Below are 16220 nucleotides of genomic sequence, written 5' to 3' on the forward strand. Positions count from 1 at the left end.
TTCAACGCCGTCACCGAAAGATCGGGATCCAAGAAGGTCGCGATCATCGCCGTCGCCAGAAAGCTTCTCACCGTCCTCAATGCCATGCAGAGGGACAAAAAGGCCTTTGCATGAACACAGTTGCCATTCCAAATCGTCGCCAGCACGTAAGCGCCCGTAGCTGCCGCGTTGTCTTATCCGAACCGAAGAGGCAGACTCAGCGCGGAGGAATGGGTCCCGGGTCAAGCCCGGGATGACGAGGCGTCGATGGGAGCGCCCCTTCCGGCTCGCGCTCCGTCCGCCACGCCTGCAAACTGAAAATACGCTCCGATCCGCCCCATTGCGCCCCACCAGAAAGCGTTCGATCCCATGGCAAACTCCCGCGGCAAGATCATCGTCGTCGGCGCCGGCATTGCCGGCCTTTCAACCGCCTGGGCGCTGACGCGCCGCGGCTTTCAGGTGGAGGTGTTCGAGCAGGGGCCGATCCCCAACCCGCGCGCCTCCTCCTATGACGAGCATCGGATCACCCGCCACGCCTACGGGACGCTGGAGGGGTACGCCTATCTGATGCCCCGCGCCTTCCGGCTCTACGAGCAGCTTTTCCAGGACATCGGCGCGCGGCACTTTTCGCCGGGCAGCGTCTTCTATTTCCTGCGCGACGACGTCGACTGGTACGAGCCGGTCTCGCGCTCGCTGACGGCGCTCGGCAAGGGCTACCGGGACATTCCGCTGGCCGAGGTGCCTGACCGCTTCCCGATGATCGAGACGACGAGCCTCGCGCGCTGCGTCGAGACCGACGAGGGCGGCATGCTCTTTCCGATCCGCATCCTCACCGACCTCACGGTGTGGCTCGGCAATCAGGGCGTGACGTTTCATTCCGAGGCGCGGGTGAGCGAGGTCGACCCCGAAGCGGGCACGCTCGTCGCCAATGGCGAGACCCACCGCGCCGACCGGATCGTGATCGCCGCCGGCGCTTGGGTGAACAAGCTGACGCCGCAGGTGGCGGACGCCGTCGTGCCGTCGCGGCAGGCGGTGATGTATCTCAGCCCGCCGGCGGAATACGTCGAGGCGTGGAAGTCCGCACCGGTGCTGATCGATCTCGGCACCGAGAGCGGCACCTACACCCTGCCGCCGAGGATGGGGACACGGCTGAAGGTCGGCGACCACGTCTTCACCCGCTCCGGCGACGCCGATGGCGACCGCATCGCAACCGACGCCGACGTCGCCCGGCTGAACAGGGCCGCCCGGCTCGCCTATCGCGACTTCGAGCGCTACCGGGTTCTGGAGCGGAAGATCTGCTTCTACACCGTCACCCGCGATGCCAGCGAGGAGTTCCAGGTGAAGCCCTGGGGGGCGAAGAGCTGGGTGGTCAGCGCCTGTTCCGGCCACGGCTTCAAGCTCGGCCCGCTGATCGGCGACGGAGTTGCCGCGGCGATCGCCGGCGAGGTCTCGGACGCGGACACGGTGCGAATGGCGGCCGGCCGGATGAGCCTGGAAGAGGCACGGGCACTGGGCTGAGTGGGCGGCGCGTTTTCACGAAACGCGGGGAACTCTAGCGCTCGTTTGATCCTGACGGTCAATCGCCTGTGCCTGGCATGGTTCGCGTATAAAATCACGACTGTTGACAATTGTCATTTGCCGGCCACCGGACGCGACAACTCTCATCACGGCTTGGTGAAGTCAGGCATTGTCAACGCAACTGATTTGCCCGAATCCTGTGCGCATGACCTCAGCGCCTCGAATCTCAGCAAAACCCCTCCGCCGCCGTGCCGTCGAATGGCCAACCCTGCTCCTTTCGATCGCCATCTATGGCGGCTGGGGCGCGCTGACCTTCTTCCACCACCTGATCCCGCTGGTGCTGCTGGTGCCCGCGGCGGCCTGGACGATCGCCTGGCACGGCTCGCTGCAGCACGAGATCATCCACGGCCATCCGACCCGGTGGCGAGGCTTCAACCGGGCGCTCGGCTTCGTGCCGCTGGCGCTGTGGATCCCGTTCGCGCGCTATCGGACGATGCATCTTTGCCACCACCGCGACGAACGCCTGACCGATCCGCTCGACGACCCGGAATCCTATTACTGGACGGAAGCGGACTGGGCGCGGCTGAGCCCGCTCGGTCGCGGTCTCGTCGAGGCGCAGACCTGCCTCGCCGGCCGGCTGGTCATCGGCCCGGCCTGGTCGATCAGCCGCTTCCTGTGGACGGAGGCCAGGGCGATCGCGGCAGGCGACAGGCTGCTCGCCGGCATCTGGGCGCGGCATCTCCTCGGCTGCGCCGTGGTGCTGACCTGGCTGTGGAGCGTCTGCGGCCTGAGCCCGCTCGCCTATCTGGCGATCTTCGTCTATCCCGGCACGGCGCTGCTCCTGATCCGCTCCTTCGCCGAGCACAAGGCGGAGGGCAGCGTCGAGAAGCGGACCGCCATCGTCGAAGGTTCGCCGGTGCTGGGCCTGCTCTTCCTCAACAACAATCTCCACGCCGCGCACCATGCCCATCCGACCTTGCCCTGGTACAGGCTGCCGGCCTGGTATCGCGACAACCGCGCGGCGCTGCTCGGCGCCAATGGCGGCCTGCTCTATGACGGCTACAAGGACGTCTTCCGCCGTTTCTTCGTCGCGCCCCACGATCGGCCGGCCCATCCCCTCGGTCGGGCGCCGGACGGGGCGGGCAGCGGCGAGGCGGCGGCCTGACCTCACGACGTCTCGGGGCGCGGAATCGGCTCGGTGATCGCCGGCCGGTCCAGGGGGTGGACGATCCGGCGGCCCGCAACGAGGTTTCCTTCATGACCCGCATCGCCAGCCTCGGGATGTACGACATGCCGTGGCTGCATGCTGCCAACGACGCCGTGTGGGCGGGCCTTGCCGCGCGGCTGCGGGACGCGGGAATGGCGGATGTGCCGGAGACCCTCGATCGGACGCAGCCATTGGCGGAGATCTGGCACGATCCCGCGCTGCTGTTCGCGCAGACCTGTGGCTATCCGCTGGTGACGGCGCTGAAGGACGTCGTCACGCCGATTGCGGCGCCGGTCTATTCCGTACCGGGCTGCGCGGGTGCCAGCCATTGCAGCGTCATCGTGGTCGCGACGGGCTCTTCATTCGAGACGTTGGCCGATCTGCGCGGCCGGCGCGCGGCGATCAACGGGCGGGACTCCAATTCCGGCATGAACCTGTTTCGCCACGCCGTCGTGCCTCTGGCCAGGGGCGGGCGGTTCTTCGGAGAGGTCGTGATCACCGGGGGTCATCTCGCCAGCCTCGACCACGTCGCGACGGGCAAGGCGGAGGTCGCCGCAATCGACTGCGTGACGTTCGGGCTGGTTCGGCGGCATCGGCCGGAATTGGTCGAAGGTGTCCGGGTGATCGGCGAGACGGCGAAAAGTCCGGCGTTGCCGTTCGTGACGCGCGGGAGCGCTTCGAGGGACGAGATAGGCATGCTCTTCTCAGTGCTGAGGGAGACGATCGCCGATCCGGATCTGGCCAGCGCGGTGGAGGCGCTGGGGCTGTCGGGGGTCGCGTCCGTGAGCGTGGGCGATTATGCGGTGGTGCTGGGTTCCGAGCGGGAGGCGGTTGCGGCGGGCTATCCGATTTTACGGTGAGGTCGCGGCCGGCAAGCGACCCCGCTGGTGTCCCGCAATACCAACGACGCCGCGTCGAACAGGCGAGGAGTGCTCAAGCTCCCGCCTCGCCGACCGCCACCCCCTCCATCTTCCTGCCGCGCCCGAGCTTTTCCCGCGGCAGGTGGCAGCGGATGGCGTGACCCTCGTCGTCGAGAACGAAGGGCGGCTCCTCGGTCTCGCAGATCTTAGCGAATTTGCGCGGGCAGCGGGTGTTGAAGACGCAGCCGGAGGGCGGATCGATCGGGCTGGGGATCTGGCCTTCGAGGCGGATGCGCGCGCCGCGCTCGCCGGTGACGGTCGGCGCCGCCGAAAGGAGCGCCTCGGTATAGGGGTGATGCGGGCCCTCGATCACCGAGCGGGCCGGGCCGATCTCCATCAGCCGGCCGAGATACATCACAGCGATCCGGTCCGACAGATGCCGCACGACGCCGAGATCGTGGGAGATCAGGATGTAGCTCACCTGCCGTTCGGCCTGAAGCTCGGACAGGAGGTTGAGGATCGCCGACTGCACCGAGACGTCGAGCGCCGAGGTCGGCTCGTCGCAGACGATGACGCGGGGATCGGCGGCGAAGGCCCTGGCGACGGCGACGCGCTGCTTCATGCCGCCGGAAAGCTGGCGAGGCTTGGCCGGCAGCTGGCGCGGGGTCAGGCGCACGGCTTCGAGGAGATGCCGCACCCGGCTATCGCGCTGCTTCCCGGCGATGCCTGCGAGCTTCTCGACCGCCCGGCCGATGAGATGCTTGACCGTGTGGGCGCGGTTGAGCGCCGAATCCGGGTTCTGGAAGACGATCTGGATCGCCTTCACCGCCTCGCGCGGGCGGGCATGGACGTCGGCCGGGATCGGCTTTCCGTCGAGGTCGATCCTGCCGCCTTCGTCGTGTTCGGCAAGCCCGAGGACGAGGTTGGCGAGCGTCGACTTGCCGGAGCCGCTCTCGCCGACGAGGCCGAGCGTCTCGCCCGGATCGAGCGTCAGCGAGACGTCCCGCAGCGCCTGGACCTTGCGGTTGCCGGGCAGGGTGTAGGTCTTCGACAGATGCTCGAGCTTCAGCACAGGCTCGACCTCGGGGCCGCGCTCCGGCGTGTTCACCGGCGGCGCCTCGCTCATGCGCGGGAGGTCGTCGACCCGGTCGTGGAAATGGCAGCGGCTGCCGCGGCCGTTTCCGACCTCGTAGAGCGGCGGCTCGTCGATGCGGCAGCGGTCCTGAACGAGCCCGCAGCGCGGCGCGAAGACGCAGCCGCTCGTGATCGAACCCGGCGGGGGCGGAAAGCCGGGAATGTTGTCGAGCGCCGCGCCGCCCTTGAAGCCGGCGCGCGGCAGGCAGCGCAGAAGGCCGGCGGTGTAGGGATGACGCGGGTCGGAAAACAGCTCTCGGGCCGGCCCTTCCTCGACGAGCTTGCCGGCATAGAGCACGCCCACCCGGTTGCACAGCGAGGCGACGGCCGCGAGGTTGTGGCTGATGAAGAGGACCGCGGCGCCGAACTCCTGGCGCAGCGTGTCGACGAGGTCGAGCACTTCCGCCTCGATCGTCGCGTCGAGCCCCGTCGTCGGCTCGTCGAGGATGAGGAGGGCGGGGTCCTTCGCCAGCGCCATGGCGATGACGACCCGCTGCTGCATGCCGCCCGACAGCTGATGCGGAAAGCTCGCCATGACGCGGGCGGGATCGGAGATGCGCACGCGGCCGAGCATCTCCTCGCCGCGCTTCCTGGCCTCGCTTCCCGACGATCCGAGGATTTCGAACACCTCGGCCATCTGACGGCCGACGGTGAGCGAGGGGTTCAGAGCCTTGCCGGGGTCCTGGAAGACCATGGCGACGTCCTTGGCGCGCATCCGCCGCAGTTCCGCGGCGCCGAGTTCGGCGACGTCCTTGCCGGCGACGCGGGCATAGCCGCCGCAGATGCGCCCGTTCGCCGGAAGGACGCGCTGCAGCGCCAGCGCCACCGTCGACTTGCCGGAGCCGCTTTCGCCGACGAGGCCGTAGGCTTCGCCGCGCGCGATGGTCAGGCTGACATTCGCAAGGACCGGAAGGTCGCGGCCGCGGACGGTGTAGGCGACGGAGAGGTCGTCGAGTTCGAGGGCCGGGCTCGCCTCTGCCGCGTCGGGGGAGATGGTCGATGTCCGGCTCATTCGGCGACGGCCCGCTGCAGGCCCTCGGCGACGAGATTCACGCCGACGACGAGCGAGGCCGTCGCGACGGTGGCGGGCACCACGGTCCACCAGAAGCCGCCGACGAGGACGCCGTAGTTCTCGGCGATGGCGAGGCCCCAGTCGGGCGAGGGCGGCTGCACGCCGAAGCCGAGGAAGGAGAGCGAGGCGATGGTGAAGATCGCATAGCCGAGCCGCACCGTCGCCTCGACGATGATCGGCGGCCAGATGTTCGGCAGGATCTCCACGAACATGACGTGGAGCGCGTTTTCGCCGCGCACCGCCGCGGCCGGCACGTAGTCGAGATGGCGCTCGGAAAGGACGGCAGCGCGGACCGTGCGGGCGACGAGCGGCGTGAAGACGAGGCCGACCACGACGACGACCGTCGGCGTCGACGGGCCGAGGGCGACGAGCACCATCAGGGCGACGATGATCAGCGGCAGCGACAGGAGCACCTCGATCAGCCGGCCGATGATCGCGTCGACCCAGCCGCCGAAATAGCCCATCACCAGGCCGACCGCCGTGCCGACGGTGGTGCCGAGGAGGGTGGCGAGCGGGGCGATGGTCAGGATGTCCCTTGCGCCGACGAGGACGCGGGAGAAGACGTCGCGGCCGATCTGGTCGGTGCCGAACCAGTGCTCGGCCGAGGGCGGCGCCAGCGTGTTGAGAAGGTCGTCGGCCAGGGGATCGTAGGGGACGAAATAGGGGGCGAAGGCGGCGCAGAAGGCCCAGAACAGGACGATCGCCGCGCCGACGAGAAAGGCCGGACTGCGCAAAAGGATCGCGAGCGTCGTGCGCTCCTTCCTCGCGGCTGGCGTCTTTGCGGCGTTCCCGTCGGCGGTGGTCGTCTCGGCGGCCGCGCTCATCGGCCGAGTTCCGCGCGCAGACGGGGATTGAGCATGACGGTGATGCAGTCGGCGATCAGCGTCGCGACGATGAAGAAGGCGCCGATCGCCAGGATGCCGGCCTGCAGCATGGCGAAATCCTTGGCTTTGGCGGCGCTGAGGACGAGATTGCCGATCCCCTGATAGCGGAACAGCGTCTCGACGACGACGAGGCCGCCGAGGGCGTAGCCGGTCTGGGCGGCGATGACGGTGATGGTCGGGACGAGGGCGTTGCGCAGGACGTGGCGCGTCAGCACCGTGCGCCATGGCAGGCCCTTGAGGACCGCGGTGCGGGTGTAGTCCGAGGAAAGCGCCTCGACCGTGCCGGCCCGCGCCATCCGGGCGATGTAGCCGAACAGCACGATGACCAGCGGCAAGGCAGGCAGGATCAGATGTTCGAGCTGGGTGAGCGGGCCGGCACCGGCCGGCCAGCTGGCCGAAAGGGGCAGCCATCTCAGGATCACCGCGAAGACGAGGATCAGCGCGATCGCCGAGACGAATTCGGGAATGACCGTCAAAGACAGGCTTGCGACCGAGATGATCCGGTCGATCGGCTTGCCGACGTTCAAGGCTGCGACGACCCCGGCGCCCACACCGAGCGGCACGACGATGACGAAGATCATGCCGACGAGCTTCAGGGATTTCAGCATCGCGTCGCCGACGAAGGGTGCGACCGGCGCCCGGTAGGCATAGGACTGCCCGAGGTCGCCCTGCAGCATGCCGCCGACCCAGGAGACGTAGATCTCCACCGGCGGCCGGTCGGCGCCGATCTCCCTGTTGAGCGCGGCGACGGCCCTCGCATCGGCGAGGGGGCCGAGGACGGCCCGGCCGGGATCGCCCGGCAGAACCTGCGCGCCGAGGAACACCACGACGCTGACCAGCCACAAAGTGAGCAGGCTGAGGCCCAGCCGGCGCAAAAGGAAGCGCCCGAACGGCGATCGCACGACCGTCAGCCGACGGTCGCGTCTTTGAGGAAGAGCTGGCCCATCGCGGTCGGCTGGACGCCGGCGACGTTCGGCGCCGTCGCCGTCAGCCAGTTGTAGAAATACGGGAAGATGATCGGCGTCTCGTCGAGCAGCAGGCGCTGGATCTTGCCGGCCGCGTCCTTCTGCGCGTCGAGATCGAGGGCGGCGACGTAATCCTCGACCAGCTTGTCGTATTCGGAATTCTGGAAGTTCGCCGCGTTCCAGGTGCCGTCGCTCTTCAGGGGCGCGGTCAGGAAGACGTTCGGAATGCCGCGATGGCCATAGTCGGTCATGCCGAATTCCGAATCCAGCCAGTCCGACTTGCCGGGGACGGCGCTGCCATAGTAGGCGCCGGGATCCTCGATCTTCAGAGTGACGTTGATGCCGATCTCGGCAGCGGCGTTCTTGATCAGGCTCGCCAGCGCCGGCAACTCCTGGATCGACATGGTGGTGAAGGTCGTGTCGAAGCCGGAGGTGCCGGCCTCGGCCATCAGTTGCTTGGCCTTTTCGATGTTCTTCGCCCGCTGCTCGACCGTCGAGTCGGTCGAGGGGAAGACCGGCGCGAAGGGCGAATCGTTGCCGATGTCGGCCATGCCGCGGAAGAGGCCCTGGATCAGCCGCTCCCGATCGAGGGTCAGCGCCATCGCCTGGCGCACCCGCTTGTCGGCGAAGGGGCCGGACTGCGTCTTCATGTGGATCTGGCGATGGGCGTTCGAGCGCAGCTCGAGGATCTTCACGGCCGGATTGTCGAACAGGCTCTGGGAGCCCTGCACCGTCACCTGCTGGACGACGTCGACCTGGCCGCCGAGCAGCGCCAGCACCTGCGGCTGCTGGTCGGCATAAAAGCTCATCTCGACCCGGTCGAGCTTCGGTTCGCCGCCCCAGTAGTCGGGGTTCTTGACGAAGGTGGCGCCGACCTTCGGCGTGTAGCGTTCCAGCTTGAACGGGCCGGTGCCGACCATCTCGGCCTCGAAATTGCCTGAGTAGTCGGCGGGCAGGATGATGGCGTTGTAGTTGTCCGAGGACAGGTAATAAGGGAAGTTGCCGTTCGGCGCGTCGAGATGGAAGGCCACCGTGTGGTCGTCGACCTTCTTCGTGCCGCCCTTCGACAGGACGCCCTTGAAGGCCGACAGCGCGTTGGAGCCGTTTTCCGGGTCGGCGAGGCGGTCGATCGAGGCGACGACGTCGTCCGCCGTCATGGTCCGGCCGTCGTGGAATTTTACGTCGTCGCGCAGCTTGAACGTCCAGACGGTGCCGTCCTCGTTGGGCGACCATTCGGTGGCGAGCATCGGCTGCAGGACGAGATCCGGGCCGTCGAGGACGAGGAAGTCGCCGACCTGCTGCAGGACGAGGAGGCCGTACTGGTCCGCCACGGTGACCGGATCGATGGTGCCGGAGGGCGCAATCAGCGCGACGCGGATGGTGCCGCCGGGCGTGCCGGACTGGGCGAGGGCGCTGCCGATCGTCGACAGGCCGGCGGTCTTCATCGCCGCCGCCATCAGCGCCATGGAAAGCCCGACGCGGCTGCCGTGACGCAGAAACGACCGGCGATCCAGCCGGCCGGCCAGGAGTTCGTCGATGACGTGGTTCTGGACGTCCGTGCGGCCAAAGCGCAGGGCCGCGAGAGTGCTGATGGCACGGAACATGACACCGATCCCCTGGTGTTGGTGAAACTCAATCTGCCTGTTGAGTGAACTCAAGCAATTTTTGAACGAAAGGGAAAGGGCCTACGGCCTCGTGACGGGGGTGCGATTCTTTCGACGGCAATCGTCGAACGGGGGCCGGCAACACGAAAGATCGGGATTTTCCCCTTCCTTGAGCGACCATGCTCGCAGCGTGGAAAGGCAGAGCAGCGCCTGTAGAAGTCGGCCAAACCGGAAGCGCCATCGGTGCTCACGAAAGGCCGAGCGTCGTTCAGCCGGAACCGCCACTCGAAACGACCTGGCCGCAAAACGACGAAGCCCCGCCATTTCTAGCGAGGCTTCGACGAGATCGATGGTTGCGGGGAGAGGATTTGAACCTCTGACCTTCAGGTTATGAGCCTGACGAGCTACCGGGCTGCTCCACCCCGCGTCAGCAACGTCGCCCTCGGCGCCGTCGGTGAGCGCTATGTATGCGACAGTTGGATGAATGAAAAGGGGGGTCTGGCAATTCCGCGACAGAATTTCGAACGGCCTGTGGAAGGCATCGATCGGTTTCGCTGAAATTTCGCGTAGGTCATTGATCTGTAAACCGAAAAACACAAGCAGCCCGCCGCCTTCATAGGCAAGGTCGGTGCGCCGGCGGCGTTGCCAAGGCGAACGGCGAGGGGGCGGTTTTCGCACCGAGCGGAGAATCGAGCGGGTTGCCGAATCCGAATCGGCCGAGGCGGCCTGCCGGTCGTCCGTTTATCGAAACCTGTCGGTCGGCCGCGTATCGAAAAAGCCGGGCGAGGAGGGAGATGCGCCCCTCCTTCCCGGCTCGCGACGAGTGCCTTCGAGACACCCGATCGGCTCTTCCGCCCGTGGCGGGCGCGACGTTCCGATGCGCCTTCCTCAGCCCTGCGATTTCGCCGCGTCGGATCGCGCGACGGCCTCGGTGATCAGCTTGCGCGCCATGTCCGATCCGGCCCAGTCGCCGATCTTCACCCACTTGCCGGGCTCCAGATCCTTGTAGTGCTCGAAGAAGTGCTCGATCTGCTTCAGCGTGATCTCGGGGAGGTCGGAGGGCTCGAACACCTTGGCATAGCGCTGGGTCAGTTCGGGCGAGGGGACCGCGAGGATCTTCTCGTCCTGGCCCTTGTTGTCCTCCATGATGAGGACGCCGATCGGCCGGCAGTTGATGACGCAGCCGGGAAACAGCGGGCGGGTGTTGCAGACGAGGACGTCGATCGGATCGCCGTCGTCGGACAGGGTGTGCGGCACGAAGCCGTAATTCCCCGGATAGGTCATCGGCGTGTAGAGAAAGCGATCGACGACGAGGCAGCCGGCGTCCTTGTCCATCTCGTATTTGATCGGATGGCCGCCGACGGGGACTTCGATGATGACGTTGATGTCCTCGGGGGGATTGATGCCGCGCTTGATGGCGTCGATGCGCATGGTGGAAAGCTCCTGTGACCTGCTGTTCAGAACGTGGCGGGTGCCTTTCAGGCCTTCCCGGACGCACCGAAGAGTGCCTGAAACGCGCGCCCTCGGCCGCTCGCAGGCTGCTTAGCGACTCGGCCGATCGGTTGCAACGTCGGGGCTGCGCCGGATCAGATCCGCCGGCCGGTCTCGCGGTCGAAGCGGTGGAGATACGCCGGGTCGGCGGCGGCGGCGAGCCGCGTCCCCGGTTCGACGTGGCTGTAGCCCGCGACCCTGACGGCGACTTCCGGCCCGCCTTCGGGCAGCGTGCCGTAGACGAAGCTCTCGGCCCCGACGACCTCGACGCCGGTGACCGTGAGGTCGAAGCGCATCTCGCCCGGCCGCGGGGCTTCGCCGTCCGCAAGGCGCATGTGTTCCGGCCTGATGCCGAGCGTCTTGGCAGGGCCGGCCCCGGAGAGGAGACCGTCCGGCGCCGTCAGGCCGGCAATGCCCCCTGCGCCGAGCGGCAGGAGATTCATCGCCGGGGAGCCGATGAAGGTCGCGACGAAAAGGCTGGCGGGCCGTTCGTAGACCTCCATCGGCGAGCCCGCCTGTTCGATCCTGCCAGCGTTCAGCACCACCAGCGTGTCGGCGAGCGTCATCGCCTCGAGCTGGTCGTGGGTCACGTAGAGGCTGGTCGTCTTCAGCCGGCGCTGCAGGCGGCGGATCTCGGCGCGCATCTGGACGCGGAGCTTGGCGTCGAGATTGGACAGCGGTTCGTCGAAGAGGAAGGCGGCCGGCTCACGCACGAGCGCCCGACCCATGGCGACGCGCTGGCGCTGGCCGCCGGACAGCTGGCCGGGCCGGCGGTCGAGCAGGGCGCCGATCTCCAGCATCTTCGCCGCCTCGTCGACCCTTCGGGCGATCTCGCCGGAGGCCATCTTGCGGTTCTTCAGGCCGTATTCGAGGTTCTTGCGCACCGTCATGTGCGGATAGAGCGCGTAGTTCTGGAACACCATGGCGATGTCGCGCTCGGCCGGCTCCAGCTCGTTGACCACCCTGTCGCCGATCGCGATCGTGCCGGACGAAATGGATTCCAGCCCGGCGACCATGCGCAAGAGCGTGGACTTGCCGCAGCCCGACGGTCCGACCAGCACCACGAAGGCGCCGTCCTCGACGGACAGCGAAACGCCTTTCACCGCCTCGACCCCGCCGTGATAGACCTTGCGGACGTCTTTCAGTTCGATCTTCGCCACGTCACTTTTCCGATTCGACCAGGCCGCGCACGAACCAGCGCTGCATCAGCACCACGACCAGCACCGGCGGCAGGATGGCGAGGATCGAGGTCACCATCACCATGTGCCAGGGCGTGTCGGCATCGGCGAAGGAGACCATCTTCTTCAGCGCGATGACGATCGTGTTCATCTGATTGTCGTTGGTGACGAGCAGCGGCCAGAGATATTGCGTCCATCCGTAGATGAAGAGGATGACGAACAGCGCCGCGATGTTCGTCTTGGAGAGCGGAAGCAGGATGTCCCGCAGGAAGCGCAGCGGCCCGGCGCCGTCGATGCGCGCCGCCTCGACCAGTTCCGACGGGATGGTCATGAAGAACTGGCGGAAGAGGAGGGTCGCCGTCGCCGAGGCGATCAGCGGCAGGATCAGCCCGGCATAGGTGTCGATCATCCCGAGATCGACCATGACCTTGTAGGTCGGCAGGATGCGGACCTCGACGGGCAGCATCAGCGTCACGAAGATCAGCCAGAAGAACACCATCCGCAGCGGGAAGCGGAAGAACACGACGGCGAAAGCCGAGAGGATCGAGATGAAGATCTTCCCGAGCGCGATGCCGAGCGCCATGACGAGGGTGTTGAAGAGGAGCGTCGTCACGGCGACGCCGCCGATCCGCCCGATGCCGCCGAACAGCGCCTCGCCGTAGTTCGCCGCGATCTGGTCGCCCGGCGTCAGCGGCAGCGGCGGTCGCAGGATCGTCGTCAGCGACTGGGTCGAGGCGATGAAGGTGTAATAGATCGGGAAGGCGACGACGAGAACGCCGAGGACCAGGACGACGTGGGCGAGGGGGCGGCCGATGCCGGGCTTTTCGATCATCGGATTGGGGCCTCAGGCATAGTGGACCCGCTTTTCGACATAGCGGAACTGGATGGCCGTGAGCGCGATGACGATCGCCATCAGGATGACCGACTGGGCCGCCGAACCGCCGAGGTCGAGATTGACGAAGCCGTCGTTGTAGACCTTGTAGACCAGCGTCTGCGTCGCCTGGGCCGGGCCGCCGCCGGTCACCGCGTCGATGATGCCGAAGGTGTCGAAGAAGGCGTAGACGGTGTTGACGACGAGGAGGAAGAAGGTCGTCGGCGCGATCAGCGGGAAGACGATGGTCCAGAAGCGCTTGGTCGAGGACGCGCCGTCGATGGCGGCGGCCTCGATCAGCGAACGGGGAACCGACTGCAGCGCGGCGACGAAGAACAGGAAATTGTAGCTGATCTGCTTCCAGGCTGCGGCGACCACCACCAGCAGCATGGCCTGATCGCCGTCGAGCAGCGGGTTCCAGCGATAGCCGGCATCGCGCAGGAGATAGGCGAAGGTGCCCATCGACGGGTTGAACATGAAGAGAAAGAGCAGACCTGCAACCGCGGGCGCGACGGCATAGGGCCAGATCAGCATGGTGCGGTAGAAGCCCTTGCCGCGGACCACCTTCTCGGCGGCTGTGGCGAGGAATAGGGCGAGCGCCATGGCCAGCACCGCCGTCGAGACGGAAAAGACGACCGTGACCCTGACGGAGTTCAGGTAGTCGGGATTTCCCAGCACCTGGGTAAAGTTCTGAAGCCCGACGAATTTGCTCTTCAGCCCGAAGGGATCTTCCTTCAGCATCGACTGATAGAGTGCCTGGCTCGCCGGCCAGTAGAAGAACACGATGGTGATCGCCACCTGCGGCGCGAGCAGCAGATAGGGGAGCACCCTGTTGGGAAAGACGGCTTTCTGCACGCGCAGCCTTGCGAAAGATGACGCCCGGGCCGCCCACGTCAGCCGCGCGAGCGGGCGGGACGGGCGGCTTCCCCGGGCCGAGGAAGCGAGGCGCCGCCGGGAGGCGGCGCCCGTGGTCGAAGGCGCCCGTTTACTGCGCTTCGGCTATCGCCTCGTTGCCGAGCTTGACGATGTTGTCCATCGTCGTCTGGGCGTCCTGCTTGCCGGCGAGGAGCGCCTCGAACTGCTCGTTCTCGATGTCGCGGATCTGCGGCAGGTTGGGCAGGCGCACGCCCTTCGAATTTTCCGTCGGCTGCTTGCCCATCATCTGGGTGATCGGCGTTTCACGGCCCGGGTTCTTCTCGTAGAAGCCCGACTTCTTGGTCGCCTCGTAGGCGGCCTCGGTGACGGGAAGGTAGCCCGACTTCTCGTGCAGCCGCTGCTGCACGTCGGTCTGCGAGAGGAACTTGAAGAATTCGCCGATGCCCTTGTACTCCTCGTCGGACTTGCCGCCGAAGACCCAGAGGCTGGCGCCGCCGGGAATGGTGTTCTGCGGCGCGCCTTCGGCATTGGCATCATAGGGAAGCTGGCCGATGCCGTAATTGATGCCGGACTTCACCACGTCGCCGAGGCCGCCGGAAGATTCGGTCAGCATCGCGCATTCGCCGGAGAGGAAGAGCTGCTTGGCCTCGGAGGTGCGGCCCCCGTAGCGGAAGACGCCGTCCTTGGCGAGGGAGGCGAGCTCCTTGAAATGCTCGACGAAGATCGGCGCGTTCAGCTCGAGCTTGACGTCGGTGCCCGCGAGGCCGTTTTCCTCGGTGCCGTAGGGCACGTCGTTCCAGGCCGCGAAGTTCTCGAGGTGAATCCAGGTCAGCCAGGTCGAGGTGTAGCCGCAGTCGGCCGCACCGGATTCCTTGATCTTGCGGGCGGTCTCGAACACCTCTTGCCAGGTCTTCGGCGGGCTGGCGGTGTCGATGCCGGCCTTCTCGAAGATGTCCTTGTTGAAGTAGAGGATCGGCGAGGAGGAATTGTAGGGGAAGGACAGCATGGTGCCGTCGGGCTTGGAATAATAGGCGACGATGCCCGGGAGATATTTCGACTTGTCGAATTTCTCTCCGGCGGCCTCGAGCACTTCCGCAACCGGCTTCACCGCGCCCTCGGCGCCCATCATCACGCCGGTGCCGACGTCGAAGACCTGGATGATGCCGGGCGTCTGCTTGGCACGGAAGGCGGCGATGCCGGCGTTCAGCGTTTCGGGATAGGTTCCCTTGAAGACCGGGACGATCTCGTAGTCGTCCTGACTGTCGTTGAATTCCTTGGCGAGCGTATCGACGACCTCGTTGTTGGCGCCGGTCATGGCGTGCCACCACTGGATCTCGGTCTGCGCGAAGGCCGGCATGGCCGTGGTCGCGGCGAGAACGCCGGACAGAATCAGGCTGCGGATAGACATGGGGTTTCCTCTATTGCGCTTGCGGTGTCCGCTTATTGGCGAGGCCGTGCAACAGTTTGATGACGCTGCCGCCTTTGAGGCGGACATGGTCGCAGAGGCCAGCATGACGGTTTTATGACATCAGTTCACTCGCTGCAATCGGGGTTTTGCGGCGTCTCAGGCAGGGCGTCGTGCCGCCAGGCCCCTGCGCTCCTCGAAAAAGGCGTCCGCGCCGAAAGGTCCGTTTGCCAATGCGCCGGCGCCGGCTAGGATGCGCGCGACGCAAGGGGAGAGCGGACGAATGCAAAGCGAGGGCGCGCTGCGCCAGAAGATCATCGATCTTTGCCTGGAAATGAATCGCTCCGGCCTCAATCAGGGCACCTCCGGCAACATCTCGGCGCGCTTCGGCGAATCGATGCTTTTGACGCCGAGCGCCACGCCCTATGACCGGATGACGCCGGAGATGATCGCCCGCATGCCGCTCGACGGCGAAGACGGAACCTGGTTCGGGCCGCTGAAGCCCTCGACCGAGTGGCGCTTCCACCGCGACATCCTTCGGGCCCGGCCCGACGCCGGCGCGGTCGTCCACGCCCATCCGATATTCGCGACGACCATCGCGATCACCCGCCGGCCGATCCCGGCGTGCCACTACATGGTCGCGGCCTTCGGCGGCAACGACGTGAGGTGCTGCGGATATGCCCGCTACGGCACCGCGGAGCTTTCGGCGCTGGTGGTGGAGGCGCTGGCGGATCGCCACGCGTGCCTGATGGCCAACCACGGCATGGTGGCACTCGGTGGCGATCTCGATCAGGCGATGTGGCGGGCCGTGGAGCTCGAGACCCTGGCCAGGCAGTACTATCACAGCCTGCAGATCGAGGGCGGCCCGGTGATCCTCTCGGATGCCGAAATCGCCGAAGTGGGGAAGGGGTTCGCCAGCTATGGCCGGCAGTCGGAGCCGTCGGCCCTCGCGCCGGGCGTCTCCGGCTGACAGCCTCTCCGGCGAGGCCGTAACTCTTTTTCATACGGCTGGCCCGGACGAGAGGGGCCGCAGACCGGCTTTGATCCCATGACCCATCGTCGTCAAATTTCTCACGAACGTTTGCAATGGGATAGTCGGACTGGCTATGCCTTCCATATTGTCCGATCAATCCGGATGCCGGGCGGTTTTCTTGCCGAGCGGCACTCCGATCGGGC

General features: G+C 66.6%; 13 protein-coding genes and 1 tRNA gene. 4 read left to right on the forward strand and 10 right to left on the reverse strand.

Annotation, left to right across the window (positions count from 1 at the left end):
• Positions 1-348 precede the first annotated feature (348 nt).
• From LZD57_RS19215 to LZD57_RS19225, 3 genes are all read left to right on the forward strand, one after another.
• Positions 349-1497: an NAD(P)/FAD-dependent oxidoreductase gene (locus tag LZD57_RS19215; protein WP_233721202.1), complete on the forward strand. Its 1149-nt coding sequence runs from the start codon at positions 349-351 to the stop codon at positions 1495-1497.
• 205 nt (positions 1498-1702) lie between these two features.
• Positions 1703-2662, forward strand: coding sequence for a fatty acid desaturase (locus tag LZD57_RS19220; protein ID WP_233721203.1), 960 nt, complete (start codon positions 1703-1705; stop codon positions 2660-2662).
• Positions 2663-2754: 92 nt separating this feature from the next.
• Positions 2755-3564: a phosphate/phosphite/phosphonate ABC transporter substrate-binding protein gene (locus tag LZD57_RS19225; protein ID WP_233721204.1), complete on the forward strand. Its 810-nt coding sequence runs from the start codon at positions 2755-2757 to the stop codon at positions 3562-3564.
• 73 nt (positions 3565-3637) lie between these two features.
• Here the strand turns inward: LZD57_RS19225 and LZD57_RS19230 are convergent, their stop codons facing one another.
• The 10 genes from LZD57_RS19230 to ugpB form a co-directional block, all read right to left on the reverse strand.
• Positions 3638-5710 carry an ABC transporter ATP-binding protein gene (locus LZD57_RS19230; RefSeq protein ID WP_233721205.1) on the reverse strand — a complete coding sequence of 691 codons (2073 nt, stop codon included), beginning with the start codon at positions 5708-5710 and terminating at the stop codon, positions 3638-3640.
• Positions 5707-6594, reverse strand: coding sequence for an ABC transporter permease (locus LZD57_RS19235; protein ID WP_233721206.1), 888 nt, complete (start codon positions 6592-6594; stop codon positions 5707-5709). The genes LZD57_RS19230 and LZD57_RS19235 overlap by 4 nt, the downstream gene beginning before the upstream one ends.
• Complete coding sequence (locus tag LZD57_RS19240; protein ID WP_338034721.1) at positions 6591-7556, reverse strand: ABC transporter permease; 966 nt, start codon at positions 7554-7556, stop codon at positions 6591-6593. Before LZD57_RS19240 ends, LZD57_RS19235 begins: the two co-directional genes overlap by 4 nt.
• Before the next feature lie 5 nt (positions 7557-7561).
• Positions 7562-9223 (reverse strand): ABC transporter substrate-binding protein, encoded by a 1662-nt coding sequence (locus LZD57_RS19245; RefSeq protein WP_233721207.1) that lies wholly within the window; start codon positions 9221-9223, stop codon positions 7562-7564.
• A 350-nt stretch (positions 9224-9573) separates the two neighbouring features.
• Positions 9574-9650: transfer RNA gene (locus tag LZD57_RS19250), tRNA-Met, on the reverse strand.
• 461 nt (positions 9651-10111) lie between these two features.
• Complete coding sequence (gene ppa, locus LZD57_RS19255) at positions 10112-10654, reverse strand: inorganic diphosphatase (RefSeq protein ID WP_233721208.1); 543 nt, start codon at positions 10652-10654, stop codon at positions 10112-10114.
• Positions 10655-10809: 155 nt separating this feature from the next.
• A complete protein-coding gene (locus LZD57_RS19260; protein ID WP_233721209.1) occupies positions 10810-11874 on the reverse strand; it encodes a sn-glycerol-3-phosphate import ATP-binding protein UgpC in 1065 nt (354 codons plus the stop codon).
• A 1-nt stretch (position 11875) separates the two neighbouring features.
• Entirely contained in the window at positions 11876-12724 is an 849-nt protein-coding gene (ugpE, locus tag LZD57_RS19265; protein WP_233721210.1) for a sn-glycerol-3-phosphate ABC transporter permease UgpE, read from the reverse strand.
• A 12-nt stretch (positions 12725-12736) separates the two neighbouring features.
• Complete coding sequence (ugpA, locus tag LZD57_RS19270; protein WP_233721211.1) at positions 12737-13618, reverse strand: sn-glycerol-3-phosphate ABC transporter permease UgpA; 882 nt, start codon at positions 13616-13618, stop codon at positions 12737-12739.
• 130 nt (positions 13619-13748) lie between these two features.
• Positions 13749-15047: a sn-glycerol-3-phosphate ABC transporter substrate-binding protein UgpB gene (gene ugpB / locus LZD57_RS19275; RefSeq protein ID WP_233721212.1), complete on the reverse strand. Its 1299-nt coding sequence runs from the start codon at positions 15045-15047 to the stop codon at positions 13749-13751.
• A 280-nt stretch (positions 15048-15327) separates the two neighbouring features.
• Here ugpB and LZD57_RS19280 point away from each other — a divergent pair, with 280 nt between their 5' ends.
• Complete coding sequence (locus tag LZD57_RS19280) at positions 15328-16014, forward strand: class II aldolase/adducin family protein (protein WP_233721213.1); 687 nt, start codon at positions 15328-15330, stop codon at positions 16012-16014.
• Positions 16015-16220: the final 206 nt, after the last annotated feature.

This window comes from Jiella avicenniae, assembly GCF_021390325.1.
In the GTDB taxonomy this organism is placed as follows: domain Bacteria; phylum Pseudomonadota; class Alphaproteobacteria; order Rhizobiales; family Rhizobiaceae; genus Jiella; species Jiella avicenniae.